The 25843-nt window shown below is 72.6% G+C and carries 21 protein-coding genes; 11 read left to right on the top strand and 10 right to left on the bottom strand.

Annotation, left to right across the window (positions count from 1 at the left end; genetic code table 11):
* Positions 1-10: 10 nt before the first annotated feature.
* Together lpdA and OHS33_RS10165 are read right to left on the bottom strand one after the other, a co-directional pair.
* The gene (gene lpdA, locus OHS33_RS10170; RefSeq protein WP_330330062.1) at positions 11-1399 is read right to left on the bottom strand and encodes a dihydrolipoyl dehydrogenase; all 1389 of its coding nucleotides are present in this window, start codon (positions 1397-1399) and stop codon (positions 11-13) included.
* Positions 1400-1694: 295 nt separating this feature from the next.
* Positions 1695-3236: a leucyl aminopeptidase gene (locus tag OHS33_RS10165; protein ID WP_330330061.1), complete on the bottom strand. Its 1542-nt coding sequence runs from the start codon at positions 3234-3236 to the stop codon at positions 1695-1697.
* Positions 3237-3595: 359 nt separating this feature from the next.
* Here OHS33_RS10165 and OHS33_RS10160 point away from each other — a divergent pair, with 359 nt between their 5' ends.
* The 5 genes from OHS33_RS10160 (at position 3596) to OHS33_RS10140 (ending at position 10379) form a co-directional block, all read left to right on the top strand.
* Positions 3596-5623, top strand: coding sequence for a hypothetical protein (locus tag OHS33_RS10160; RefSeq protein WP_330330060.1), 2028 nt, complete (start codon positions 3596-3598; stop codon positions 5621-5623).
* A 167-nt stretch (positions 5624-5790) separates the two neighbouring features.
* Positions 5791-7317, top strand: coding sequence for a GT4 family glycosyltransferase PelF (gene pelF / locus OHS33_RS10155; protein ID WP_330330059.1), 1527 nt, complete (start codon positions 5791-5793; stop codon positions 7315-7317).
* On the top strand, positions 7314-8846 hold the full coding sequence (locus OHS33_RS10150; RefSeq protein WP_330330058.1) for a hypothetical protein: 1533 nt from the start codon (positions 7314-7316) through the stop codon (positions 8844-8846). Before pelF ends, OHS33_RS10150 begins: the two co-directional genes overlap by 4 nt.
* A gap of 1 nt (position 8847) precedes the next feature.
* Positions 8848-9525 (top strand): spherulation-specific family 4 protein, encoded by a 678-nt coding sequence (locus OHS33_RS10145; RefSeq protein ID WP_330330057.1) that lies wholly within the window; start codon positions 8848-8850, stop codon positions 9523-9525.
* Positions 9522-10379 carry an endo alpha-1,4 polygalactosaminidase gene (locus tag OHS33_RS10140; RefSeq protein ID WP_330330056.1) on the top strand — a complete coding sequence of 286 codons (858 nt, stop codon included), beginning with the start codon at positions 9522-9524 and terminating at the stop codon, positions 10377-10379. The genes OHS33_RS10145 and OHS33_RS10140 overlap by 4 nt, the downstream gene beginning before the upstream one ends.
* A 61-nt stretch (positions 10380-10440) precedes the next feature.
* On the opposite strand, the gene OHS33_RS10135 is transcribed toward OHS33_RS10140, so the two are convergent.
* From OHS33_RS10135 to cobU, 5 genes are all read right to left on the bottom strand, one after another.
* The gene (locus OHS33_RS10135) at positions 10441-11622 is read right to left on the bottom strand and encodes a sensor histidine kinase (protein ID WP_330334984.1); all 1182 of its coding nucleotides are present in this window, start codon (positions 11620-11622) and stop codon (positions 10441-10443) included.
* A gap of 51 nt (positions 11623-11673) precedes the next feature.
* Entirely contained in the window at positions 11674-12405 is a 732-nt protein-coding gene (locus OHS33_RS10130; RefSeq protein WP_330330055.1) for a hypothetical protein, read from the bottom strand.
* Positions 12406-12416: 11 nt separating this feature from the next.
* Positions 12417-14297, bottom strand: a complete 1881-nt coding sequence (locus OHS33_RS10125) for a phosphatidylglycerol lysyltransferase domain-containing protein (RefSeq protein ID WP_330330054.1) — start codon at positions 14295-14297, stop codon at positions 12417-12419.
* Positions 14298-14358: 61 nt separating this feature from the next.
* Positions 14359-15432: a nicotinate-nucleotide--dimethylbenzimidazole phosphoribosyltransferase gene (cobT, locus tag OHS33_RS10120; protein ID WP_330330053.1), complete on the bottom strand. Its 1074-nt coding sequence runs from the start codon at positions 15430-15432 to the stop codon at positions 14359-14361.
* Positions 15433-15517: 85 nt separating this feature from the next.
* Positions 15518-16726: a bifunctional adenosylcobinamide kinase/adenosylcobinamide-phosphate guanylyltransferase gene (gene cobU, locus OHS33_RS10115; protein ID WP_330330052.1), complete on the bottom strand. Its 1209-nt coding sequence runs from the start codon at positions 16724-16726 to the stop codon at positions 15518-15520.
* A gap of 128 nt (positions 16727-16854) precedes the next feature.
* On the opposite strand from cobU, the gene OHS33_RS10110 reads away from it, so the two are divergent.
* Positions 16855-17067: a hypothetical protein gene (locus OHS33_RS10110; protein ID WP_330330051.1), complete on the top strand. Its 213-nt coding sequence runs from the start codon at positions 16855-16857 to the stop codon at positions 17065-17067.
* Between the two features lie 44 nt (positions 17068-17111).
* Here OHS33_RS10110 and OHS33_RS10105 read toward each other — a convergent pair whose 3' ends face one another.
* Positions 17112-17819 carry a class I SAM-dependent methyltransferase gene (locus OHS33_RS10105; protein WP_330330050.1) on the bottom strand — a complete coding sequence of 236 codons (708 nt, stop codon included), beginning with the start codon at positions 17817-17819 and terminating at the stop codon, positions 17112-17114.
* A gap of 101 nt (positions 17820-17920) precedes the next feature.
* On the bottom strand, positions 17921-18520 hold the full coding sequence (locus OHS33_RS10100) for a DUF3043 domain-containing protein (RefSeq protein ID WP_330330049.1): 600 nt from the start codon (positions 18518-18520) through the stop codon (positions 17921-17923).
* 272 nt (positions 18521-18792) lie between these two features.
* Here OHS33_RS10100 and OHS33_RS10095 point away from each other — a divergent pair, with 272 nt between their 5' ends.
* Both OHS33_RS10095 and pspAA read left to right on the top strand, forming a co-directional pair.
* Positions 18793-19587, top strand: coding sequence for a PspA/IM30 family protein (locus tag OHS33_RS10095; RefSeq protein WP_330330048.1), 795 nt, complete (start codon positions 18793-18795; stop codon positions 19585-19587).
* Positions 19588-19600: 13 nt separating this feature from the next.
* Positions 19601-19879, top strand: a complete 279-nt coding sequence (gene pspAA / locus OHS33_RS10090) for a PspA-associated protein PspAA (RefSeq protein WP_330330047.1) — start codon at positions 19601-19603, stop codon at positions 19877-19879.
* A gap of 20 nt (positions 19880-19899) precedes the next feature.
* Here the strand turns inward: pspAA and OHS33_RS10085 are convergent, their stop codons facing one another.
* Positions 19900-20640 carry a hypothetical protein gene (locus tag OHS33_RS10085; RefSeq protein WP_330330046.1) on the bottom strand — a complete coding sequence of 247 codons (741 nt, stop codon included), beginning with the start codon at positions 20638-20640 and terminating at the stop codon, positions 19900-19902.
* Between the two features lie 132 nt (positions 20641-20772).
* Between OHS33_RS10085 and OHS33_RS10080 the strand changes: the two genes are divergently transcribed.
* The 3 genes from OHS33_RS10080 to OHS33_RS10070 all read left to right on the top strand — a co-directional run bounded on the left by OHS33_RS10080 (position 20773) and on the right by OHS33_RS10070 (position 25699).
* A complete protein-coding gene (locus OHS33_RS10080) occupies positions 20773-21567 on the top strand; it encodes an adenosylcobinamide-GDP ribazoletransferase (RefSeq protein WP_330334983.1) in 795 nt (264 codons plus the stop codon).
* Positions 21568-21636: 69 nt separating this feature from the next.
* Complete coding sequence (locus tag OHS33_RS10075; protein ID WP_330330045.1) at positions 21637-22365, top strand: response regulator transcription factor; 729 nt, start codon at positions 21637-21639, stop codon at positions 22363-22365.
* A gap of 166 nt (positions 22366-22531) precedes the next feature.
* Positions 22532-25699 (top strand): efflux RND transporter permease subunit, encoded by a 3168-nt coding sequence (locus OHS33_RS10070; protein WP_330330044.1) that lies wholly within the window; start codon positions 22532-22534, stop codon positions 25697-25699.
* The last annotated feature ends 144 nt before the right edge of the window (positions 25700-25843 follow it).

Raw genomic sequence — 25843 nt, 5'->3', positions numbered from 1 at the left:
TGACTGTGGATTAGTCGTGGGAGTGAAGCGGCTTGCCGGCCAGGGCCAGGTGGGCCTCGCCGAGCGCTTCATTCTGGGTCGGGTGCGCGTGGATGAGCTGCGCGACCTCGGCCGGCAGAGCCTCCCAGTTGTAAATCAGCTGGGCCTCGCCGACCTGCTCGCCCATCCGGTCGCCGACCATGTGGACGCCGACCACGGCACCGTCCTTGACCTGGACGAGCTTGATCTCGCCCGCGGTCTTCAGGATCTTGCTCTTGCCGTTGCCCGCGAGGTTGTACTTGAGGGCCACGACCTTGTCCGCGCCGTAGATCTCCTTGGCCTTGGCCTCGGTGATGCCGACGGACGCGACCTCGGGGTGGCAGTACGTGACGCGCGGCACACCGTCGTAGTCGATCGGGACGGTCTTGAGACCGGCCAGACGCTCCGCCACCAGGATGCCCTCGGCGAAGCCGACGTGCGCGAGCTGGAGGGTCGGGACGAGGTCACCGACGGCCGAGATGGTCGGCACGTTGGTCTGCATGTACTCGTCGACCAGGACGTAGCCGCGGTCCATCGCGACGCCCTGCTCCTCGTAGCCCAGACCCTGCGAGACCGGGCCGCGGCCGATGGCGACCAGCAGCACCTCGGCGTCGAAGGTCTTGCCGTCGGCCAGCGTGACGCGCACGCCGGTCTCGGTGTACTCGGCCTTCTGGAAGAAGGTGCCGAGGTTGAACTTGATGCCGCGCTTGCGGAACGCGCGCTCCAGGATCTTCGAGCTGTTCTCGTCCTCGACCGGGACGAGGTGCTTGAGGCCCTCGACGACGGTGACGTCGGTGCCGAAGGACTTCCACGCCGAGGCGAACTCGACGCCGATGACGCCGCCGCCCAGGATGATCGCGGACTCGGGCACGCGGTCCAGGACCAGCGCGTGGTCCGAGGAGATGATGCGGTTGCCGTCGATCTCCAGGCCCGGCAGCGACTTCGGCACGGAGCCGGTCGCCAGCAGGACGTGGCGGCCCTGCACACGCTGGCCGTTCACGTCGACGGAAGTCGGGGAGGAGAGGCGGCCCTCTCCCTCGATGTAGGTCACCTTGCGCGAGGCGACCAGGCCCTGCAGACCCTTGTACAGGCCCGAGATGACCTCGTCCTTGTACTTGTGGACACCGGCGATGTCGATGCCCTCGAAGGTGGCCTTGACACCGAACTGACCCGCTTCGCGAGCCTGGTCAGCGACCTCGCCCGCGTGCAGCAGAGCCTTCGTGGGGATGCATCCGTTGTGCAGGCAGGTGCCACCGAGCTTGTTCTTCTCGATCAGGGCAACGTCGAGACCCAGCTGGGAGGCCCGCAGCGCCGCGGCGTAACCGCCACTGCCACCGCCGAGGATCACTAGGTCGAAAACGGTGCTGGCGTCGTTCGCCACGTCACGTCCTCCATGCATGTGCGCCGGGCGCCGGCCCTCTGGGACCGGGCGGCGGCTGGTAATCGGCCGCTTTTCTTCGGCCCTGTGGTGGGGGCCCTGTCCTGCCGAGAACCCATCTTCGCATTTGTCGGGGGAACGCGGGACGCCGGGCCTGCCCTGGGGCAGGTCGTTCTGCCCGAACCTGGGGTTACCGCAGCGTAGAAACCTACGGATTTCGTTGGCAGCGAACAGGCCCCGGCCGTGATCAGAAAATCTGATCACGGCCGGGGCCCGTGTGGAGCCGGGCTCCCGTGCGTCAGCCCAGGTCGCCCGTGGCCGTACGCTCGGCCAGCCGCACCAGGGTGCGGACGGCGGAGCCGGTGCCGCCCTTCGGGGTGTAGCCGAACGGGGCGCCCTCGTGGAAGGCCGGACCCGCGATGTCCAGGTGCGCCCAGGTGATGCCCTCGCCCACGAACTCCTGGAGGAAGAGGCCGGCCACCAGGCCGCCGCCCATGCGGACACCCATGTTGGCGATGTCGGCGGTGGGGGAGTCCATGGTCTTGCGCAGGTCCTCGGGGAGCGGCATCGGCCAGGAGGCCTCGCCGACCTCCTCGGCGATCTCGTGGATCGAGGTGCGGAAGGCGTCGTCGTTGGCCATGATGCCGAAGGTCCGGTCGCCCAGGGCCAGCACCATCGCGCCGGTCAGGGTCGCGACGTCGACGATCGCGTCCGGGTTCTCCTCGGAGGCCTTGGTCAGGGCGTCGCCCAGGACCAGACGGCCCTCGGCGTCCGTGTTGAGGACCTCGACGGTCTTGCCGCTGTACATGCGCAGGACGTCACCGGGCTTGGTGGCGGAGCCGGAGGGCATGTTCTCGGCGAGCGCGAGCCAGCCGGTGACATTGACCTGGAGGCCCAGCTTGGCCACGGCGACGACGGCGGCGAAGACGGCGGCGGCGCCGGCCATGTCGCACTTCATCGTCTCGTTGTGACCGGCCGGCTTGAGGGAGATGCCGCCCGAGTCGTAGGTGATGCCCTTGCCGACGAAGGCGAGGGTCTTCTCCGCCTTGGCGTGGGTGTAGGAGAGCTTCACCAGGCGCGGCAGGTTCTCGGAGCCCTTGCCGACGCCCATGATGCCGCCGAAGCCGCCCTTGAGGAGCGCCTTCTCGTCCAGGACCTGGACCTTGATGCCGTTCTCCTTCGCGGCCGCGGAGGCGACCGCGGCGAAGGCCTCGGGGGTCAGGTCGTTCGGCGGGGTGTTGATCAGGTCACGGGCGATGTTGACCTCGGCCGCGACGATGGCGGCGCGCTCGGCCGCGGCCTTGTGCTCCTTGTCGCGCGGCTTGGCGCCGAGCAGGGCCACCTCGGCGAGGGGCTGCTTCGGGCCCCCGTTCTTGGAGCCGCTCTTGGCGACCTTGTTCTCGCCGCCCTGGTAGACGGTGAAGGCGTACGCGCCCAGCAGCGCGCCCTCGGCGACCGCGGTCACGGCGGAGGCGTCGTCCAGGGGCAGTGCGAAGGCGGCCTTCTTGGTGCCGTGCAGCGCGCGGGCCGCGGCGCCGGAAGCGCGGCGCAGCGCCTCCTCGTCGTAGGACTCGTCCGTGTCCGGGACCGAGCCGAGCCCGACCGCCAGCACGACCGGGACCTTCAGGCCGGCCGGGGCGGGCAGCTTGGTGGTCTCGCCTTCGGCGCCGGTGGCACCGAGGGCTTCGAGCACGGCGCCCAGCTTTCCGTCGAACGCCTTGTCCACGGCCTCGGCGCCGGCGGCGACTACGGGGCCCTTGGGGCCCTTCGCCACGCCGACCACGAGGGCGTCGGCGCGCAGCGTCGCCGCGCCGGCAGTGCTGAGAGTCAGAGCAGTCACGGTGGTGAAGTCTCGCTTCCGTCTATGTGGTGTGGGGCTGCGGTCGGGTCGGGATCGCCGGCCGTTCCGGCAGCGATCGTATTCCGGCTCGGCGGCCGCCAGAAATGAGCCTACGCGTACGGACTCGTCCGTACGCCACTCGAAGGTTTGGCAAGTTGTTCGATCCGAAGGCCTGGAGGTTCACCCATCTGTGGTCTCCGTTCCAGGTTTCCCGCTTAGACCTGACGAGGTCCGAGAGACTCGAGCCACTCTCGCAAGGGGACGCGGGGTCCCTTTGCATGATTTCCACAGAGCCTCCCCGGACCGGCCGACCGCCACACGGTCATGGCCGAGGGATGCCTGCGGGGGGAAAGGCCGAAATGGTCAACAAGAACCGGATGAACAGGGTCGCCGCCGCCATGGCGGCGACGGCCCTGATGTCCGTCGTCATTCCCGCCGCGACCGCTCAGGCGGCCACGGCACCACGGATCGACCTGAAGGTGCTGGTCGTCGACGACGGCGGCAGCTCCGTCCAGGCGATCACCGCGGAACTCACCAGCAGCGGGGTTCCGTTCACCCGCGTCGACCTGGGCAGCAGCAGCCGCCCGGTGATCAACGCGGCCTATCTCGCGGACACGGTCAACGGCCAGCCGCGCGCCAAGTTCCAGGGCGTCGTGCTGCCCAACGAGAACCCGTTCGGAGCGGGCTCGGCCGAAATGACCGCGCTCAGCGCCTACGAGACGACGTACGGCATCCGTCAGGTGGACGCCTACACGTGGGCGCACCCCGAGGTGGGCCTGGAGTACACGGACAACGGGGGGTACGGCGGGACGCTCGACGGCACGCAGGCGGCCGTCACGGCGGCGGGCAAGACCGGTCCCTTCGGGTACCTGGGGGGTCAGGTCACCTTCGAGGACAACTCGCCGCTGATCCCGGAGAGTTACGGCTACATGGCCAAGCCGCGGGCGGGCTACACCAGCTACCTCGACGCCCCGGTCGGCGCGGGACGGGCCTCGCTCGTCGGCGAATACGCCCACGACGGGCGCAAGGAACTGGTGCTGACCTTCGGGTACAACCAGTACCAGCAGCAGTTCCGGCTGCTGGCCCGCGGCATCGTCGAGTGGCTCACCCAGGGCGTCCACCTCGGCCAGAGCCGCAGCTACTTCGCCGTCCACGTCGACGACGTACTGGCGCCGGACGCGCGCTGGAGCAAGGACCTCAACTGCACGCCGGGCGACTACGCCTGCGCGGGCGGCGCGGGCCAGGAGAGCGACATCCGGATGACCGCCGCCGACGCGCAGTACCTCGCGCAGTGGCAGACGAGCAAGAACTTCAAGCTCGACATGGTCTTCAACGCCGGGGCGGGGGAGGAGTGGAAGACCGAGCACGGCAACGCCGACGCGCTCGCCGCCCAGCTCATCGCGGACAAGGCGAAGTACCGCTGGGTGAACCACACCTACACGCACCTGTTCCTCGGGTGCCTGCAGAACGTCGCCACCAACCCCTGGAGCTGCCAGACCAACGCCCAGGGCGCCATCCAGTGGACCACCCGGGCCGACATCTCGAAGCAGATCAGCGACAACAACAACTGGGCCGTCTCCAAGGGCATCACCACCGACCGCTCCGAACTGGTCACCGGTGAGCACTCGGGCCTCAAGGTCCTGCCGCAGCAGCCCGTGGACAACCCGAATCTGGCCGGGGCGCTCGCCGACAACGGCGTGAAATGGACCGCGAGCGACAACTCCCGGGAGCCCGACATGCGGGCCGTCGGCGCGGCCCAGACCGTCCCCCGCTACCCGATGAACGTGTACTACAACACGGGCACCAACGCGGAGATGGCCGACGAGTACAACTGGATCTACACCAGCCGCGCCGACGGCGGCAGCGGGGCGTGCGAGGACAACCCGGCGACCTCCACCTGCCTGCCGGCCCCCCTCGACACGAACACCGGCTACCTGAACTACATCGTCCCCCAGGAGGCCCGTACCGCCCTGCGGCACGTGCTCTCCAACGACCCCCGGCCGCACTACGTCCACCAGGGCAACCTCGCCGAGGAACGCACCCTCTACCCGGTGCTCAACCAGGTCCTCGACACCTACCGGACCCTGTACGCGCCCAGCGCCCCGATCGTGAACCAGAGCCAGAAGGACTCCGGCGTCGAGCTGAGCCGCCGGACCGCCTGGGACAAGGCGCTCGCCGCGGGCCAGGTCACGGCCTACCGCATCGGCAACGACGTCACGGTCAAGGCGCCCAGCGGGGTCGTCGCGCCGGTCACCGTCCCGGAGGGCACCAAGAAGCAGATGCTGCTCGGCACCTCCGTCTTCGGCACCGCCTACGCGGGCAACCGGTCGGCGTGGACCGCGCCGGAAGTCCTCCAGTCCGCCGTGACCCTCAAGCTGCCCAGCTGACCCAGCAAGCCCAGCCGAACCGGCCGGCCCAGCCGAACCGCCACGGCTGACCGGCCACCACCACGAGGCACACAGCGCTGCACAGCGCAGCGCCTCGGCACGACAGCGCCGGCGCTCCGCGAACCCACGGGCGCCGGCCCCTTTTCCGTCCTGGGGGGACACACCACATGAGCCATGGGCGTCATGTCACCATGCTCACCGAAGGCACCTATCCGCATGTTCACGGGGGCGTCAGCACCTGGTGCGACCAGCTGGTCCGCGGCATGCCCGAAGTCGACTTCAACGTCATAGCCCTCACCGGCTCGGGTCGCGAGCCGGTCACCTGGGAACTGCCGCGCAACGTCTACCGGCACACCGCCGTGCCGCTCTGGGGACCGGCGCCCGGCCGCGGCCGCCGCTGGGCCCTGCGCGGCAAGGCCCACCGCCGCTTCACCGAGACCTACGAACAGTTCCTGCTCTCCCTGCTCGACCCGGCGCCCGGCCCCGGCAACGCGGCCTTCTCCGCCGCCCTGCACGAACTCGCCCTGCACGCCCGGGCCGGCCGCCTCGCCACGGCCCTGCGCTCCGAATCGGTCCTGCGCACACTCATGGCCGTGTGGACCCGCCCGGAGCTGCCCACCGCGGGCGCGGCCCCCACCATCCACGACGCGCTCACCGCGACCGACCTGCTGGAACACGCGCTGCGCCCGCTCGCCGTCCGGATCCCGCCCGACAGCGTCGCGCACGCCGTCAGCAGCGGCCTCGCCACCCTCCCGGCGCTCGCCGCCAAACGCCTCGACGGCGTCCCGTTCCTCCTCACCGAGCACGGCATCTACCTGCGCGAGCGCTACCTCGGCTACCGCACCGCCGCCCAGCGCTGGCCCGTCAAGGCCCTCATGCTCGGCTTCTACCGCGAGCTGAACGGCGAGGGGTACCGCCAGTCAGACCTGATCACCCCGTGCAACCAGTACAACCGGCGCTGGGAGGAGCGCGGCGGGGCGCCCTCCGAGAAGATCCGTACGGTCTACAACGGCGTCGACCCGCACGCCTTCCCCGAGGCCGGGCCCGAACCCGCGGTCCCCACCCTCAGCTGGTGCGGACGCATCGACCCGATCAAGGACCTCGAAACCCTCATCCGCTCCTACGCGTTCATGCGCGAGGAGCTGCCCGCCCTGCGGCTGCGCCTCTTCGGGCCGGTCCCCGCGGGCTGCGAGGACTACCGGCTGCGCCTGGAGAAGCTCGCCGCCGAACTCGGGGTCACCGACGGGATCAGCTACGAGGGCCGCATCGAAGAGGTCGCCAAGGCCTACGCGGCGGGCAGCATCGTGATGCTCTCCAGCATCAGCGAGGGCTTCCCCTTCAGCATCATCGAGGCCATGTCCTGCGGGCGCACCACCGTCTCCACCGATGTCGGCGGGGTCCGCGAGGCCGTCGGGGACACCGGGCTCGTCGTCCCGCCCCGCGAACCCGAGCTGATGGCCAAGGCCACCCTCGCGCTGCTGCGCGACGACGCCCGCCGCGCGGAACTCGGCCGGATGGCGCGCAAACGCGTGGTGGAGAAGTTCACCCTCCACCAGTCCGTGGACGGCTTCCGGCACATCTACCGGGAACTCGCCGGACAGCCCGTGCTGCCCGTCCACGCGGGCGACGACTGGACCCAGCGCCTCGCCGACCCCTGGTACCGCGAACTCGCCGCCGACGGGAGCCTGTGGTGAGCGGTTCCCTCTGGCTCAAGATCCCCGGCGGCGACACGCTGCCCGCCATCCCCCGGCCCCGCCGCACCGGGCCGGGGGTGCCCGCCGCCGACCCGATGGACGAACTCGCCGACCGGCTCGGCCCGTTCATCGCCGCTGCCGTGCACCCCGACGAGATCGCCGCCGTCCTCGAGTCCGACGGCATGACCGACGAACACATCCGGCTCGCCTACGGCCGCGACGACTCCTTCGCACTCGCCGAGGAGCTGTACGCCCGGGTGCCCCGGGCCTTCCCGGAACCCGCCGAGACCCCCGACCCCTGGAAGGTCTCCCTCACCGCCTGCCTGCTCCGCGGAGTGATCTTCGCGCTGCCCGGGCTCGCCTACATCCTGGGCGCGCCCCTGCTGGAAGGGCCGCCCGACCGGCTCGGGCTGCCCGCCGGAACCCTGACCCTGCTCGCCGGGGCGCTCGTCGGCTGGGTCTGGGACCAGACCCTGTCCCACCGCGCCTACTCCTGGCTCGGCCTCGGCGACCGGGCCGCCGCCGGACGCACCCTGCTCGTCGGCGCCCCCGCGGGCGCCCTGCTGGGCAGCGCCGCCGCCCTGGCCGTGCCCGGCGGCCCGGCCTTCTCCTACGCCTTCGCCGCCGGCCAGGCCGTGTACGTCGGGGCGGCGACCGTCCTGCTCGTGCTCGGCCGGGAGCGGCTGCTGCTGTGCGCCCTGCTGCCGATGGCGGCGGGCGCCGTGGTGTCGCTGACCACCGGCCTGCCCACCCCGGCCCGGGTGGCGCTGCTCGCCCTGTCGCTGCTCGGGGCCTGCGCCCTCGCCCTGCGGGAACTGCCGCTGGCCGAGGGCGTACGGGCGGCGGCGCGCCGGGTCCGCGAGCGGGTCCGGCGCGGGCCCGGTGAAGGAACGGTCCGCTGGCGGATGCTGCGGGGCGCCGAGGAGGAGTTCGCGCCGCGCGGGCCCCGGCTCGCGGACTCGGTGCCCTTCGGGGTGTTCGGCCTGGGCACCGGCCTGCTCGTGCTCTACGCCGCCCTCGGTGAGGTGCTCGCGGGCGGCCCCGCCGAGGCGGTCGCGGCCCCCTCGGCGGTGGCCCTCACCCTCAGCATGGGCCCCGCCGAATGGCTGCTCCACCGCTTCCGCAGCGGCTCCCTGGCGGGGCTGCGGGCCGCCCGCTCGCCCCGGGCGTTCGGGGGGCGGATGCTGGTGACCCTGGCCGAGTGCCTCGCCTCGTACCTCGCGGTGCTGCTCGCCCTGGGCATCGCCGGAACCCTGCTGTGGCCCGGGGCGCCCGGGCTCACCGGGGTCCGGGTGGCGACCCTGCTGCTGCTCGGCGCCGTGATGTGGACCGGGCTGCTGCTCCAGTCCTTCGGCGCGGTCCGGGCGGCGGCCGCGGTGTGCGCGAGCGCCGCCGCCGCGCAGAGCCTGGCGCTGCTGACCGGCTTCGGCCAGCCCCGGCTGGTCCAGCTGGCGGTGGCGGGGACCGCGGCGGTGGCGCTGGCCGCGCTGGTCTGCGTACTCCTCGGCCGGGCGACGGCGCACCGCTGACATGACGACCAGAGAATCGAAGGACCACATGCTGCTGGTGCCCCTGTACGAGCACCCCGCCGACCGGCCCGAGGCCTGGGAGACCCTGATCCGGTCCGCCGGCCGCCTGCACTCGGTGGTGCTCAATCCCGACAGCGGCCCGGGCGCCGCTCCCGACGAGCGGTTCGCCGCCGTCGCGGAGCGGCTGCGCGCCGCGGGCGTGCCCGTCCTCGGCTACGCCGACACCGACTACGGGCGGCGCCCGCACGCGGCCGTCGTCCAGGACCTGCTGCGCCACCGCGACTGGTACGGCACCGACGGCGCCTTCCTCGACCAGGCCGCCGCCGACGGGGACCAACTGGGGCACTACCGGCGGCTCGCCGTCGCGTCCCGGGCCGCGGGCGCCCGTACGCTCGTACTCAACCACGGCGTGCACCCGCACCCCGGGTACGCCGAACTCGCGGATCTGCTGGTCACCTTCGAGGGCCCGTGGGACGCCTACCGCGACGCGGCGGCGGCCCCGCCGTGGACCGCCGACCATCCCGCGCAGCGGTTCTGCCACCTGGTGTACGCGGTCCCGCCGGGCGCGCCCACCGCCGAACTGGCCGCGCAGCGCGGGGCGGCGGTGCACTGCGCGGTCCCGGGCACCGGTGCGCACCCGTGGGGGACCCTGCCGTACGCGCTGGAGGCCGCCGGATGAGGAGAACGCCCGCACGGGGACAGCGGGGACCGCGGGGACGGCTGCTGCTCTGGCTGCTGCCGATGCTGCTGCTCGCGGCCTGTACGGCGGGCCCGGACGACGACGGGGACGACAACGGCCCGGGCCCGGGTCCGGCGCCCACCCGGGCGCCTGGGGAGCGCTGGCAGCCGGGGCCCGGCCTCGGCTGGCAGTGGCAGCTCACCGGGAAGCTGGACACCTCGGTGAACGCGCCGGTCTACGACGTGGACGGGTTCACCACCACCAAGGAGCAGGTCGCGGGCCTGAAGAAGGACGGCCGGGAGGTGATCTGCTACCTGTCGACCGGCGCGTGGGAGGACTTCCGGCCGGACGCGGGCGACTTCCCGAAGGAGATGCTCGGCAAGGGCAACGGCTGGGAGGGCGAGCGCTGGCTGGACCTGCGGCGGCTGACCGAACTGGAACCGCTGATCGCGAAACGGTTCGACATGTGCCGGGACAAGGGCTTCGACGCGGTGGAACCCGACAACATGGACGGCTACCGCAACACCTCGGGCTTCCCGCTGACCGCCGACGACCAGCTGCGCTACAACCGGCTGGTCGCGAAGCTCGCGCACGACCGGGGGCTGGCGGTCGGCCTCAAGAACGACCTGGACCAGATCCCGCAGCTGGTTGGCGACTTCGACTTCGCGGTCAACGAGCAGTGCGCGCAGTACGGGGAGTGCGAGCGGCTGACCCCGTTCGTCGCGGCGGGCAAGGCGGTCTTCCACGTGGAGTACGAGCTGCCGCTCGGCCGGTTCTGCGCCCGCTCCAAGGAGCTGGGGCTCAGCTCGCTGCAGAAGAAGTACGAGCTGGACGCCTGGCGCAAGGCCTGCTGAGCCGAGCCCCCGGACGTCCGCTCACACCGGCAGGATGCTGCTTACACCGGCAAAATGCTGCTCACACTGGCAAGATCACATGCACCCGGTAGCCGCCGCCGTAGCGCGGTCCGGCGAAGCAGGAGCCGCCCAGCGCCCCCGCCCGTTCGCGCATGCCGAGCAGGCCGTGACCGCCGCCCGGGTCCACCGGCTCCGGCGAGGGGTCCGCGCCGGAGCCGCCGTCGTCGAGCACCGTGACCTCGGCCGACCCGCCGACCCGGACCACGCTGACCTCGGCGCGGGCCCCGGGACCCGCGTGTTTGCGCACGTTCGTCAGCGCTTCCTGGATCACCCGGTACGCGGCCAGGTCCACGGCGGCGGGCAGCGCCGCCCCGCTCTCCGGGCCCAGCTGGACGACCACGTCCACCGGCAGCCCGGCATGGCGGAAGGTGTCCACCAGCGCGTCCAGGACGGCGAGTCCCGGCGCGGGCTCGGTCGGGGCCTCCGGGTCACCGGACTGGCGCAGCAGCCCGACGGTGGCCCGCAGCTCGTTCAGGGCGGAGCGGCTGGCCTCGCGGACGTGCGCGAGGGCCTCCTTCGCCTGGTCCGGGCGCTTGTCCATGACGTGCGCGGCCACCCCGGCCTGCACGTTGACCAGCGCGATGTGGTGCGCCACCACGTCGTGGAGGTCGCGGGCGATCCGCAGCCGCTCCTCGGCGACCCGGCGCCGGGCCTCCTCCTCGCGGGTGCGCTCCGCGCGCTCGGCCCGTTCCCGGATCGCGTCGATGAAGGCGCGGCGGCTGCGGACGGCGTCCCCGGCCGCCGCGGCCATCCCGGTCCAGGCGAACAGCCCGAGGTTCTCCTGTGCGTACCAGGGCAGCGGCCCGGCGAGCATCGCCACGCCGGTCAGCCCGGCCATGGTGAGCAGGCCGACGCGCCAGGTCGTCGGCCGGTCGGTGCGCGCGGCCAGCGTGTAGAGGGCGACGACCGCGCCCATCGCGACGGGCGCCCGGGGCTCCCCGTTGACCAGCTCGGCCAGGGCGAGCGCGCTGGTCGCGGCGAGCACGCCGCGCGGGTGGCGGCGGCGCAGCACCAGGGCGGCCGCCGCGAGGACCATCAGCACGAGCGACAGCAGGTGGGGGGCGCGGGTGCCGAAGGTGGGCTGCCCGTGCGGTCCGTGCGGGTCGGCGAACGACCCGAGGACCATGGCGGCGAACACCCCGAGGGCGAGCAGGGCATCGGTGGCGAGCGGGTGCGCGCGCATCCAGTACCGGGTACCGGCCAGGGGCGGCCCGAAGGGTGTGGTCACGGGAAGCTACGGTACGGCCCGCGGGCCGCCGCCCCGCGTGGAGTGGGCGGGCGGGGCCCCGGGCGGCGGGGGCCTGCGCCCCGGCGGGACGTTTCGCCGCGGCGATCCCCACACGGCGCGGACCACGCACACCACCATCACGGCGGCGATGGCCGCCAGGTGTTCCTTGCCCGCCAGGTTGTTCTTGACGATCACCTCGATGATCATGACGGCGATCACCAGCCCCCCGGTCACGTACGCCCGGTAGCGCCAGCACACGAACACCGCGAGCCCCACCACCGCCGCCGACGGCCCGGTGTCGTTGACCACCCGGTCCGTGAGCGGCAGCCCGAAGGGGTGCTCCGGGCTCAGCGACAGCCCGATCCGCGCGTACGTCGTACCGGCCAGCGTGGCCACGTACCCGATCAGCAGCGTCCGCCACCAGCCGATGCAGATCTCCGCGATCCCGAACACCAGCAGCATCTGCAGCAGCGCGCCCCACACCGGCAGGTCCAGGGCGGGCACGAACAGCGACAGCGGGGTCCGGATCAGGGCCAGCCAGAACGGGTCGGCGGCCTTCACCGACCCGAGGTTCTGCACCGGCTGGAAGCCCCACGACTGGTTCTGCACGATCTGGAAGACCGAGGTCAGAGCGACCGCGCCGATCGACATCGGGACCGCCCGCCACCCCTTGGCGGCGAGCGCGTCCCGGACGGTCGAATACAGGGGCCCCCACTCTTGGCGGGCGAACCGCCTCAAGGAGGGTGGAATCAACGCTTCGTCTCCAGGTGTCTGCGGTGCAGCCACTTCGGCAGGCCGGGAGCCTCCAGGAAGCCCTCGGCACGGCCCGCCGCGATACCGATCCGCAGCAGATCCGAACTCTTCTCGAAGAGCATGAACCGCGGTTCCCAGATCGGCCGGTATTTGGCGTTGGCCCGGTAGAGGGACTCGATCTGCCACCACCGCGAGAAGAAGCTGAGCAGCGAGCGCCACATCCGCAGCACCGGACCCGCGCCGAGCTTGGAGCCGCGCTCGAAGACGGAACGGAACATCGCGAAGTTCAGCGAGACCTGGGTGACCCCGATCTCCTTGGAACGCTCCAGGAGTTCGATGACCATGAACTCCATCAGGCCGTTCTCGGAATCCCGGTCACGGCGCATCAGGTCGAGCGAGAGACCCTTCGGTCCCCACGGTACGAACGACAGCACGGCCCGCAGATCGCCGTTGCCGTCGGTGCACTCCAGCATCACGCACTGGCCGTCCGCCGGATCACCCAGCCGGCCCAGCGCCATCGAGAAACCGCGCTCGGTCGCGCCGTCGCGCCAGTCGTCGGCCCGCCGCAGCAGGACGTCCATCTCCTCGGCCGGAATGTCCGCGTGCCGCCGGATCCGCACCTCGTACCCGGCCCGCTTGACCCGGTTGAAGGCCTGCCGGACGGTCCGCATCGCGCGGCCCTCCAGCGTGAACTCGTCGGTCTCCACGATCGCCTCGTCGCCCAGCTCCAGGGCGTCCAGGCCGTGGCGGGCGTAGATCGTGCCCGCTTCCTCGCTCGCGCCCGTCACCGCGGGCACCCAGCCGTGCTCACGGGCCTCGGCCAGCCACGGCTCGATCGCCCCGGGCCACGCCTCGGGGTCGCCGATCGGGTCGCCGGAGGCCAGCGAGACCCCGCCGATCACCCGGTAGGTGACCGCGGCCTTGCCGGTCGGGGACCAGATGACGCTCTTCTCGCGGCGCAGCGCGAAGTAGCCCAGCGAATCGCGGTCGCCCTGCTTGGCGAGCAGCGCGCGCAGCTGCTCCTCGTCCGCCTCGGTGAGCGGATCCACGGCCCGGCGGGAGCGGAAGGCGGCGAACAACACCGCCAGCAGCAGCACCGTCGACATCACGTTGATGAAGACGTCCACCCAGGCGGGCGTGGTGATCCCGCTCAGCGCCTGGTCGTCGGGGGCCAGGGTGACCAGCCGCATCACGCCGTAGCGCCAGCGGGTCAGGAACGTCACCCCGGACTGGTCCGGAGCGTCGTTGGTCGCCCCCACCAGCAGCGCCGCGACCAGCGAGGTCAGCAGCAGACCCACCGCGCCGACCACGGTCGCCAGCTTCGGGTTGGAGCGGTCACCGCGGGCGTAGAACTCCTTGCGGCCCAGCAGCAGCGCCCCGACGAACGAGGCGGTCAGGACCAGCGAGATCCAGTTCTGGGTGTGCTGACGGAACTCGGGGTAGTACGAGGTGCAGGTGACCAGGGCGAAAGCGAGCAACAGCAGCCCGCTGAGCACCAGGTTGAGGATCCACGCGGCCCGCTTGCGGCGGCCCATCGTCACCGCGAGCATCAGCGAGAACAGGCCGGACGCGAAACCGGCCGTGAGCAGGTACGGCGTGTAGAAGTCGGCGGTGTTGTGGTCGCGCAGGTCCTGCCCGAGCGAAAGCCACACCGCACTGAGGAAGTTGACGAAGGTGACGGCGCGCAGGTACCACACCGCGAACGCGGCGCTGCGCCGCGAACGGGCGCTCCCCCTGCCGGTCTCCCGGCCGGATTCCCGGCCGCCCCCGGATTTCGCGGCGTCAGTGCCGGATTCTTTCCTGCCGCTCGGTACGCCGCCGGGTCCTCGGTCGGTGTTCCGGTCGGTGTCTGCGCTGGTCAAACGGACCTCTCCCATGGAAAGCGATGATATGGGGCCCGCCTTCCCCCGGAGAGCCGGAAGACCCCGGGCTGAACCACTACTCCGGCGACGGTCCGGCCGGTTCGGCCGTCCGCTCCGGGAGGTCCGCCGCGAGCGCGGCGGCCGCCTGGACCAGGGGGAGGGCGAGCAACGCCCCGGTTCCTTCTCCCACTGTGACGCCGTGGTCGAGCACCGGGTTGAGTGCCATCCGGTCCAGTGCCTTGGCCTGGCCCGGCTCGCCGCTCGCCTGGCCCGCCAGCCACCAGTCCGGGGCCCGGAAGGCGGCCCGCTGGGCCACCAGACCGCAGGCCGCCGAGACGATCCCGTCGAGGATCACCGGCGTACGGCGCACCGCGCACTGGAGCAGGAAGCCGGTCATCGCGGCGACGTCCGCCCCGCCGACCGCCGCCAGCAGCGCCACCTGGTCCCCGAGGACCGGGCGGGCGCGGCGCAGCGCGTCACGGATCGCGGCGCACTTGCGCATCCAGGTCAGGTCGTCGATGGGCGCGCCGCCGCGCCCGGTGACCACGGAGGCGTCCGTGCCGCACAGCGCGGCGACGAGGGTGGCGGCGACGGTGGTCCCGCCGACGCTGATGTCTCCCAGGACGACGAGGTCCGTACCGGAGTCGGCCTCCTCGTCGGCGATCGCGATGCCGAGGCGGATGGCGTCCCGGGCCTCCTCGACCGTCATCGCGTCCTCGGTGTCGATGCGGCCGCTGCCCCGGCGGACCCGGTGCTTGACCACGTCCTCCGGCAGCAGGGCCGGATCGCAGTCCAGGCCCGCGTCGACGACCCGCAGCCCCGCGCCGAAGCGGGCGGCCAGGATCGACACCGGGCTCGTGCCGTCGAGCACGGACCGCACCAGCAGGTGGGCGCTGCCCGCGGGCCGGGCGGAGACGCCCTGAGCCGCGATCCCGTGGTCGGCCGCGAACAGCACGACGCGCGGCCGCTCGACCGGGCGGACCGGTACGGAGCCCTGCGCGGCCGCCAGCCACTCGGCCAGCTCGTCGAGCCGCCCGAGCGCCCCGGCGGGCACCGCCAGCCGCTCGCGGCGCTCCTCGGCGTCACGCCGGACGCCCCCGTCGGGGCGCTCGATCAGATCGGAGAAGTCGTCGAGATTCAGCGTGGTCATCTGCCGAAGAGTACCCGTGCCCGCACGCCGGTTCATGCCCCGCCCGCGGGGCCCGCGGGGCGCGGTCCGGCGCCCTGGCGGATCGTCAGTCCTTGAGGACCACCGGCTGGCCCGACACCACCAGCAGGACGTGTTCGCACTCCGCCGCCACCGCCGCGTTCAGCCGGCCCAGCTCGTCCCGGAACCGCCGCCCCGACGCCGTCGCCGGGACGATCCCGGCCCCGACCTCGTTGCTGACCAGCACCACCCGGCGCCTGGTGGACCGTACGGCCGCCACCAGCGCCGCCGTGCGCGCGCGCAGCTCCTTCTGGCCGCGGCCCGCCCACGTGTCGTCGTCCCAGGCACCGGCCCGGTCCATCGCGTCCGTGAGCCACAGCGCCAGACAGTCGATGAGCAGCGCCGGCTCCCGCGCGCCGCCCTCCAGCAGCTCCACCAGTTCGCAGGTCTCCACGGTCTGCCAGCTGCCCGGCCGCCGCTCCCGGTGCAGCCCGACCCGCGCCGCCCATTCCGGGTCGCCGTCACGGGTGCCGCTCGTGGCGACGTAGAGCACCTCGGGGAAGGCGGCCAGCCGCCGCTCCGCCTCCAGCGACTTCCCGGACCGGGCTCCGCCCAGCACCAGGGTGCGCCGCGGCAGGTCCGGCGCCGCGTGGTAGGCGCCGACGGTCAGCGTGGTCCCGTCCGCCACCACGCGCGCTCCGGCGGCCGCGCTGCGGCGCTCCAGCTCGCGGCCGGGCGGCACGTCGTGGTCGAGGTGGACGGCGATCACATCGGTGGCCGGGCCGACCGCGCCGCTCGCCCGCAGCCGGGCCAGTGCCTCGGGCCGCCCCAGCACGTCCAGCAGGACCATGTCGTACGGCTGCTCCGCCACCCCGTTCGTCCCGGCGGGCGCCCCGCCGGGCGGCAGGTACAGCAGCCGGTCACCGTCGGGCCCGGTCACCTCGTACCCGGTGCCCGGCGCGTCCATCGCCACCGCCCGCACCCGGTGCCCGCTGATCACCGACAGCCGCTGCCCGTCCGGCACCCGCCCCGCGGCGGGCAGTCCCGGCGGCAGCTCCACGGCGGGCCCGTCGTGCGGGTGGCTCAGCAGCACCTGGCGGACCCCGCCCAGGGAATGCCCGGCCCGGGCGGCGGCCAGCACGGCCCCGGGGGTGAGATCGAGCAGCAGCGCCCCGTCCACGAGAACGGCGGTCGCGGCCCGCGCCCGGGTGCCCACGGAGACGGCGCAGGCCGCACAGGGACAGCCGGGGCGGGGCAGTCCTTCGGGTGTGCCGGTGCCCAGCAGAGTCAGTTCCACGGGATGATCCTCCCGCGTCCGCGGGAGTGGTGCGCGCCCGGCCAGGGCAAGTCGTAGTCTCTGGGCAGATTCACGGGGAGTACCCGGACACGTACCGGACGGGTGCCGGGCGAGCAACGGAGGCGGACATGGCGTGGACGTGGCGGTTCGAGACGGCCGATGGCAGCGAGTCGACCCCGGCGGTGACGCCGGAGGAGTTCACCACGCAGGGCGACGCGGAGTCCTGGATCGGTGAGTACTGGAAGGAACTGCTCGAAGGCGGTACGGAGCAGGTGAAGCTGTCCGACGACGGCGGCACCGAGCTGTACACGATGAGCCTGCGCGAGGCCCTGAACGCCTGAGGTCCGGCCGGACCGGTCCGGGGGCCCGCCCCCGGACCGTGGGTTCAGCCGCGGACCCCGCACAGGTGCAGCAGCGCCGCGACCCCGCGGTAGGGGTCGGTGCGCCCGGCCCGGTCCTCGGCCGCGAGCAGCAGTTCCAGTCCGTCCTCGGGCAGGGCCGCCCCGTCCGTCTCGCTGCCGTCGGTGAAGACCCGTACGCCGTACCAGGCCTGCAGCGGCGCGCCGATGCCGGACAGGGTCGCGGTCAGCGTGCCCAGCCGGTCGGCCCGCACGTCCAGGCCCAGCCGGTTCGTGTAGCCCACCGTGTCGAAGGCGGCCAGCGCGGTCGTCCAGTCACCGGTGAGCGCGGGGCGCATCGCGAGGGCGTCGCCGTTGCGCACGAGCAGGGACAGCAGCCCGCCGTGCGCCAGCATCCGGGCCAGCCCGGCGAGCATGCCGTCCGGCTCCGGTACGTACATCAGCACGCCGTGGCAGAGCACCACGTCGAAGCTGCCGGGCAGGAAGTGCGCGCCGGTCTCCCGGCCGTCGCCCTCCATCAGCCGGACCCGGTCGCGGATCCCGGCCGGTTCGGCGGCGAGCGCCTCCTGGGCCACGGCGAGCATGCCGGGGTCCTGCTCCAGGCCGGTCACCATGTGCCCGGCCCGGGCCAGGCGCAGGGCCTGGGTGCCCTGGCCCATGCCGACGTCGAGGACGCGCAGCCGCTGCCCGACCGGGAAGCGGTGCGCGATCTGCTCGTCGACCTGGCGGCCCACGAGTTCCTGGCGGACGGCGTTGCGCAGTCCGCCCAGGCCCTCCAGCCACCGTCGGGCACCGCCCGCGAAGCCGTCGTCCGCGGCCGCGGGCGACGCTCCGGTCAGGGCCGTTCCCCGCGCTTGACCTGCGGCTTCGGCAGGCGCAGCCGGCGCATCTGGAGGGTGCGCATCAGGCCGTAGGCGACGGCGCCGCGCTTCGGCTCGTCCGGGAAGCGGGTGTTCAGCGCCTTGCGCAGGCGGATGAACAGGCCGATGGAGTCGATGATGATCAGCACGATCACACCGAGCCACAGGAGCAGGGCGATGTTCTGGATCGAGGGGACCCGGACCATGCTCAGCACCAGGATGATCACTGCGAGCGGCAGGAACATCTCGGCGACGGAGAAGCGGGAGTCCACGAAGTCACGGGCGAACCTGCGCACCGGGCCCTTGTCGCGGTTGGGCAGATAGCGCTCGTCGCCACTGGCGAGGGCCTCGCGCTGCTTGGCCATCTCGGTCCGGCGGCGTTCACGGGCGCGCTTGGCATCCTCCTTGCGATTGCCGGTCGAGGCCACCACGGCCTTGCGCTGCGACTGGGCCACAGCACGCTTCGGCGTCGGGCGGCCCTTCGGGGCCTGCGGGTCACGGGTCTGCGAGAGGTCGGCGCCCACCTTGTCGGCGGCGGCGGCCTTCTCTTCCTTGGAGGAGCGGCTACCAAACACGAAACCAACCCTACGTGCTCGCGGGCACGGCCCCCACCTCGGCGGGGAACGATCCCGCAACGGCGGGCGTCTTTACCGGTGACGGGTCCGCCCGCCGCGCCCGCCTCCCAGGGGGTCCACTACTCCTCCAGCGTGACGGGGCGGAGCCGAGGTCGTCCTGGAGGAGGAGCACATCCGTCCGCGAACAGTGCGGTAATAGAGACAGGGCCCGTACTGTGGGTTCTGTAGGTGACCACGAGCCGAAGTCCTTCAGAAGGGGGCGCGCGAAGCCCATGAGCGGTGTCATGAAGCGTATGGGGATGATCTTCCGCGCGAAGGCGAACAAGGCCCTTGACAAGGCCGAGGACCCGCGCGAGACCCTCGACTACTCGTACCAGAAGCAGCTCGAACTGCTGCAGAAGGTCCGCCGCGGGGTCGCCGACGTCGCGACCTCCCGCAAGCGCCTGGAGCTCCAGCTCAACCAGCTCCAGGGCCAGTCCGCCAAGCTGGAGGACCAGGGCCGCAAGGCCCTCGCGCTCGGCCGTGAGGACCTGGCCCGCGAGGCCCTGTCCCGCCGCGCCTCGCTCCAGCAGCAGGTCAGTGACCTCGAAGTGCAGCACCAGACCCTCCAGGGCGAGGAGGAGAAGCTGACCCTCGCGGCGCAGCGCCTCCAGGCCAAGGTGGACGCCTTCCGCACCAAGAAGGAGACCATCAAGGCCACCTACACCGCGGCCCAGGCGCAGACCCGGATCGCGGAGTCCTTCTCCGGCATCTCGGAGGAGATGAGCGACGTCGGCCTCGCCATCCAGCGGGCCGAGGACAAGACCGCCCAGCTCCAGGCCCGCGCGGGCGCGATCGACGAGCTGCTCGCCTCGGGCGCCCTGGACGACCAGAGCGGCCTCGGCTCCAAGGACGACATCCAGCTCGAACTGGACCGCCTCTCGGGCGGTACGGACGTGGAGCTGGAGCTGGCCCGGATGAAGCAGGAACTGGCCGGCGGCCCCTCCGCGCAGCAGCAGGCCATCGAGGGCGGCGGCGCGGGCGGCGCCCAGCAGCCGCAGACCCAGCACCGCTTCGACAAGCAGTAGAACGGGGCCCGTCATGATTGTCCGCATCATGGGGGAAGGCCAGGTCAGGCTCGACGACAAGCACGTCACGGAGCTGAACGTGCTGGACGACGAGCTGCTCGAAGAGATGGAAGCGGGTGACGAGGAAGGCTTCCGGCGGACGCTGGGCGGCCTCCTCGACGCCGTACGCCGTCTGGGCAGCCCGCTCCTGGACGACGAGCTGGAGCCCTCAGAGCTGATCCTGCCCGCGCCGGACGCGACGCTGGACGAGGTCCGGGAGATGCTCAGCGACGACGGCCTGATCCCGGGCTAGAGCCGCCGCCGGGGCGGGCCTCAGTGCTTGTCCGGGGTCCCGCCGATGAAGTTCTCGAACCGGCGGCGCGGCGCCGCCCAGCGCCGGTCGTGATGGAACGCCCGCAGCCCGGCCTTCGCCCGGGCCCGCGGGCGTTTCGTGTAGAACCGCCGCGCGTACGGCGAATCGGGCCGGGCCAGGCGGATCGCACCGATCAGCGCCACGAACGGGATCACCGTCCCCAGCAGCGCGGTGCGCGGTTTCCCCTTCCACAGGGCGATCAGGGCCAGGAAGAAGTTCGTGGCCGTGTTCATCACGACCAGCCCCCGGTTGTGCCGCTCGGTGGCGGTCAGTTCGCTGACCCCGAACGGCAGGAACCCGCCGAGCACCAGCGCCACCAGCGCCGCCGTCAGCACCACGATCTCCACGCTCTTGCGGCCCTGCTCGCTCCAGTACACGTCGTCCAGGTGCAGGACCAGCGCGAACTCGTCCAGCACCAGACCCGCGCCCAGCCCGAAGAGCACCGCCGAGATCAGTGCCCCCACGCTGTGCCGGCCGCTGCCCACCGCACCGAAGCCGCCGATGATCGTCAGCACCACGCCCGGCACCACGTGGTGGACGTGCAGGCCGCCCGGGGTGATGTTCTTGAACGGTCCCCGGCCGGCCCGGATCAGCCGCGTGATCGTCCGCGTGACCAGGAAGGACGCCACGAACGAGAGCAGGGCGAGGAGCAGCGGGAGCTTCCCCGGTTCCACGATGTTCCGGTACCACCAGTGACCCATGACACCAGCTCCCCATTTGGCATGTAATGGGTAATTTACCGTCAGCGGCGAGCGGGTACCGTTCCCGCGGTGAACGATCCGCTCCCCGGCCCGCCTCCCGAGCCGCTCCCCGAGCCGCTCCCGGGCTCCCCCCTGCGCCCGCCCGACGAACGCGCCTCGCTCCGCGACGGCCTGCGCTTCGCCTTCGGGACGCTCACCGTGCTGCCCGCCCGCATCACCCGCTGGGACCGCCCCGCCGCCCGCACCGGGATGGCCTGCGCGCCCCTGGCCGGCCTGGTCGTCGGGCTGTGCGCGGCCGCGCTGGGCTGCCTGCTGCTGCTCCTCGGCGCGTCGCCGCTGCTGGCCGCCGTCGCCACCGTGGCCGTGCCCGCCGCGCTCACCCGCGGGCTGCACCTCGACGGGCTGGCCGACACCGCCGACGGCCTGGGCAGCGCCAAGCCCGCCGACACCGCGCTGCGCATCATGAAGCAGTCCGACATCGGGCCGTTCGGTGTCATCTCCCTCGTCCTGGTCCTCCTCGTGCAGGCCGCCGCGCTCGCGCAGGCCTACGCCGACGGCTGGGCCCGCGGCGCGCTGGCCACCGCCGTCGCCGCCGTCGCCGCCCGGACCGCCCTGACCCTGGCCTCCCGCGACGGGGTGCCCCCGGCCCGGCACGAGGGGCTCGGCGCCGCCGTCGCGGGGACCGTCCCCGTACGGACCGCCGCCGCGGTCGCCGCCCTCGCCGTCGCCGCGGCCGCGGCCGCCGCCGTGGCGCTGGGACCGGCCGCCGCCGCGCAGCACGCCGTCGCCGTCCTCGCCGGGCTCGGCGCCGCCGAACTCCTGCTGCGCCGCTGCGTGCTCCGCTTCGACGGGGTCACCGGGGACGTCTTCGGCGCGCTGGCCGAGGTCGCGGCGACGGTGGCCCTGGTGGTCCTCTCCCTGGGCTGAGCCGGTCGGTGCGCGGGGCGGCGTACGCCCTGACCGCCGGGTGCGCGGGGCGACGTACGCTCTCTTCCCGTGGAACACACGCCGAGCGACCCGCAGACCCCCGCCGCGCCCATCCGGGTGCTCCTCGCCGACGACCAGGCCCTGCTGCGCAGCGCCTTCAAGGTGCTGGTGGACTCCGAGCCCGACATGGAGGTCGTCGGGGAGGCCGCCGATGGGGCGCAGGCGTACGCGCTCGCCCGCGAGCGGCGGGCCGACGTGGTCCTCATGGACATCCGGATGCCCGGTACCGACGGGCTCGCCGCCACCCGGATGATCAGCGCCGACCCGGAACTCTCGGGCGTGCGCGTGGTGATGCTGACGACCTTCGAGGTCGACGAGTACGTCGCCGCGGCCCTGCGGGCGGGTGCCTCCGGGTTCCTCGGCAAGGGCGCCGAGCCGGAGGAGCTGCTGAACGCCATCCGGATCGCCGTCGCGGGGGAGGCCCTGCTCTCCCCGGCCGCCACCAAAGGCCTGATCGCCACCTTCCTGGCCCAGGACGGCGGCGCCGGCCCGGCCCCCGGCACCGCGGCGGGCGCGCACGCCGAACGGCTCGCCACGCTGACCAGCCGGGAGCGCGAGGTGCTCGGCCTGGTCGCGGGCGGACTGTCCAACGACGAGATCGGCGGCCGCCTGGAGGTCAGCCCGCTCACCGTCAAGACCCACGTGAACCGGGCGATGGCCAAGCTCGGCGCCCGCGACCGGGCGCAATTGGTGGTCATCGCGTACGAATCGGGCCTGGTGCGGCCCCGGTCCGAGTGACGGGAGCGGCGGCGGGAGCCGTGGCGGAGTAGCGGAGGAGTAGTGGGGGAGTACTCCGGACGCGGTATACGCGGCATAAGGACGGGACCTGCGGGCGACGTCCGGGCGCTCCGGGGCGGGAGAGGGTGGGGTAACCCTCGCTCAACTCGGCAGAGAGATCTCATCCATGTCCTGGCTGTCCCGCTTCAGCCTTGCCCAACGGGCGCTGATCGGCCTCGTGTCGATCGTCGCGCTCCTGTTCGGCGCCATAGCCATCCCGCAGCTCAAGCAGCAACTGCTGCCCTCCATCGAGCTGCCGATGGTGTCCATCCTCGCGCCGTACCAGGGCGCCTCGCCCGACGTGGTCGAGAAGCAGGTCATCGAGCCGATCGAAGCCACCCTCAAGGGCGTCGACGGCATCACCGGCATCACCTCCACCGCCAGCGAGGGCAACGCCCTCATCATGGCCAAGTTCGACTTCGGCGACAGCGGCACCAAGCAGCTCGTCGCCGACGTCCAGCAGGCCGTCAACCGGGCCCGCGTCCGGCTGCCCGCCGAAGTCGACCCCCAGGTCGTCGCCGGTTCCACCGACGACATGCCGACCGTCGTCCTCGCCGCCACCTCCGACAAGGACCAGCAGGCCCTGGCCGACCAGCTGCAGCGCAGCGTCGTCCCCGTCCTGCAGGACATCCCCGGCGTCGGCCAGGTCACCGTCAACGGCGTGCAGGACCTCCAGGTCACCGTCACCCCCGACCGGGCGAAGCTGGCGGCCGCCGGCCTCGACACGGCCGCGCTCGCCAAGGGCCTGGAAGCGGGCGGCGCCACCATGCCCGCCGGTTCCTTCGACGAGGAGGGCAAGAACCGCACCGTCCGCGTCGGCGGCGGCTACACCTCCCTCGCCCAGCTGGAGGACCTGCGCCTGAGCCCCGGCGCCGGCCCCGGGACCGGTTCGGGCTCGGGCTCCGGCTCGGGCAAGGCGGTCCGCCTCGGCGACGTCGCCACCGTCAAGCAGGAGCCGGCCAAGTCCGTCTCCATCACCCGCACCAACGGCAAGCCCAGCCTCGCCGTCGTCGTCACGATGGACAAGGACGGCAGCTCCGTCGCCATCTCCGACGCCGTCAAGGACAAGCTGCCCGGGCTGCGCACCTCGCTCGGCGCCGGCGGGGCCCTCACCGTGGTCAGCGACAACGGCCCGGCCGTCGCCACCTCCATCTCCAGCCTCACCACCGAGGGCCTGCTCGGCCTGGTCTTCGCGGTGATCGTGATCCTGGTCTTCCTCGCCTCGATCCGCTCGACCCTGGTCACCGCGGTCTCCATCCCGCTGTCCATCGTGCTGGCGCTGATCGTGCTGTGGACCCGCGACCTGTCGCTGAACATGCTGACGCTGGGCGCGCTCACCATCGCCATCGGCCGCGTCGTCGACGACTCCATCGTCGTCCTGGAGAACATCAAGCGGCACCTGTCCTACGGCGAGGAGCGCGAGGCCGCGATCATCACCGCGGTCAAGGAAGTGGCCGGCGCGGTCACCTCCTCGACGCTCACCACCGTCGCCGTCTTCCTGCCGATCGGCCTGGTCGGCGGCATGATCGGGGAGCTGTTCAGCTCCTTCTCGCTCACCGTGACCGCGGCCCTGCTGGCCTCGCTGCTGGTGTCCCTGACGGTCGTACCGGTCCTGTCGTACTGGTTCCTCAGCGCCCCCAAGGGCGTGGGCGGCGCCCCCGTCGACCCGGCCGCCGTGCGCCGCGCCGCCGAGGAGAAGGAGTCGCACAGCCGCCTCCAGACCTTCTACGTCCGCGTGCTGCGCTTCGTCGCCCGCCGCCGCCTGGTCACCGTGGCCGTCGCGTGCGTGCTCCTCGTCGCCACCTTCGCGATGGCGCCCCTGCTGAAGACCAACTTCTTCGACAAGGGCGAGCAGGACGTCCTGACCATCAAGCAGGCGCTGGCCCCCGGCACCTCCCTGGCCGCCTCCGACGAGGCGAGCCGCAAGGTGGAGAAGGTCCTCGCGTCGACCGACGGGGTCAAGGACTACCAGGTCACCGTCGGCTCCTCCGGCTTCATGGCGGCCTTCGGCGGCGGTACGGGCTCCAACCAGGCGTCCTACCAGGTGACCCTGAAGGACGCCAAGGACGGCGAGGCCGTCCAGAAGCACATCGAGACCGACCTGGCCAAGCTCGACGGCATCGGCCGCACCACGGTCTCGGCGGGCGCCGCCTTCGGCAGCCAGGACATCAGCGTGGTCGTCAAGGCGGGCGACGCCGGTGTCCTCGCCAAGGCCGCCGAGCAGGTCCGCGCCGAGGTCGCCAAGCTCAAGGACGTCAGCGACGTCCAGAGCGACCTGTCCCAGTCGGTGCCCCGGATCTCCGTCACCGCCACCGCCAAGGCCGCCGACGTGGGCCTGAACCAGGCGGCGGTCGGCGCGATCGTCGCCCAGGCCATCCAGGGCACCCCCGCGGGCAAGGCGTTCCTCGGCGACACCGAGCGCAACGTCGTCATCGCCTCGGCGCAGCCCGCCAAGACCCTCGCCGACCTCCAGGCCCTGCCCGTCGGCCCGGTCAAGCTCGGCGACATCGCCGACGTCAAGGTGGTCCCCGGCCCGGTCGCGATGACCCGGATCGACGGCGCCCGCGCCGCCACCATCACGGCCAAGCCGAACGGCGACAACACCGGCGCGGTCAGCACCGAACTCACCGCCAAGCTCAAGGCCCTGGACCTGCCCGCCGGGGCCACGGCCACCATCGGCGGCGTCTCCTCCGACCAGAGCGACGCCTTCGGCTCCCTGGGCCTGGCCATGCTCGCGGCCATCGCGATCGTGTTCATGCTGCTGGTCGCGACCTTCCGCTCGCTCGTCCAGCCGCTGATCCTGCTGGTCTCGGTCCCCTTCGCGGCGACCGGCGCGCTCGGCCTGCTCCTCCTCACCGGCACCCCGATGGGCGTCCCGGCGATGATCGGCATGCTGATGCTCATCGGCATCGTGGTGACCAACGCGATCGTCCTGATCGACCTGGTCAACCAGTACCGCGCCCAGGGCCTGGGCGTCGTCGAAGCCGTCGTCGAGGGCGGCCGCCACCGGCTCCGCCCGATCCTGATGACGGCCCTGGCGACGATCTTCGCGCTGCTCCCGATGGCGCTCGGCGTCACCGGCGGGGGCGGCTTCATCTCGAAGCCCCTCGCGGTGGTGGTCATCGGCGGCCTGGTCAGCTCCACGCTGCTGACCCTGCTCCTGGTCCCGGCCATCTACACGATGATCGAACTCCGCAAGGAGCGCCGCGCCGCCAAGCGCGCCGCGAAGCGCGCGTCCCGCCTCCCGGCAACCCCGCCCACCGAAACCCCGTCCCAGACCCCGGCCCAGGTCTGACCGTACCGGCGGCACCCAAGCGGCTCCCGAGACCTGCACGTTGGTCTCGGGAGCCGCTGTCGTACGGGCCTCCCGGAGGGTGCCGGGAGGCCCGTACGAGCCGTTCGCCCGGCCTTCGCGAGGCCTTCGCGGCGGTGGCTCCAA

Source organism: Streptomyces sp. NBC_00536, from assembly GCF_036346295.1.
Classification (GTDB): Bacteria; Actinomycetota; Actinomycetes; order Streptomycetales; family Streptomycetaceae; genus Streptomyces.
This window is presented reverse-complemented; position numbering and strand designations above follow the sequence as displayed.

Bases quoted from the DNA above. Each gene is read 5' to 3' on its own strand.
- OHS33_RS10160 (WP_330330060.1), top strand. From the start codon at position 3,596: ATGGTCAACAAGAACCGGATGAACAGGGTCGCCGCCGCCATGGCGGCG.
- pelF (WP_330330059.1), top strand. From the start codon at position 5,791: ATGAGCCATGGGCGTCATGTCACCATGCTCACCGAAGGCACCTATCCG.
- OHS33_RS10145 (WP_330330057.1), top strand. From the start codon at position 8,848: ATGACGACCAGAGAATCGAAGGACCACATGCTGCTGGTGCCCCTGTAC.
- OHS33_RS10140 (WP_330330056.1), top strand. From the start codon at position 9,522: ATGAGGAGAACGCCCGCACGGGGACAGCGGGGACCGCGGGGACGGCTG.
- OHS33_RS10135 (WP_330334984.1), bottom strand. From the start codon at position 11,622: ATGCGCGCGCACCCGCTCGCCACCGATGCCCTGCTCGCCCTCGGGGTG.
- OHS33_RS10125 (WP_330330054.1), bottom strand. From the start codon at position 14,297: ATGGGAGAGGTCCGTTTGACCAGCGCAGACACCGACCGGAACACCGAC.
- cobT (WP_330330053.1), bottom strand. From the start codon at position 15,432: ATGACCACGCTGAATCTCGACGACTTCTCCGATCTGATCGAGCGCCCC.
- OHS33_RS10110 (WP_330330051.1), top strand. From the start codon at position 16,855: ATGGCGTGGACGTGGCGGTTCGAGACGGCCGATGGCAGCGAGTCGACC.
- OHS33_RS10095 (WP_330330048.1), top strand. From the start codon at position 18,793: ATGAGCGGTGTCATGAAGCGTATGGGGATGATCTTCCGCGCGAAGGCG.
- pspAA (WP_330330047.1), top strand. From the start codon at position 19,601: ATGATTGTCCGCATCATGGGGGAAGGCCAGGTCAGGCTCGACGACAAG.
- OHS33_RS10085 (WP_330330046.1), bottom strand. From the start codon at position 20,640: ATGGGTCACTGGTGGTACCGGAACATCGTGGAACCGGGGAAGCTCCCG.
- OHS33_RS10070 (WP_330330044.1), top strand. From the start codon at position 22,532: ATGTCCTGGCTGTCCCGCTTCAGCCTTGCCCAACGGGCGCTGATCGGC.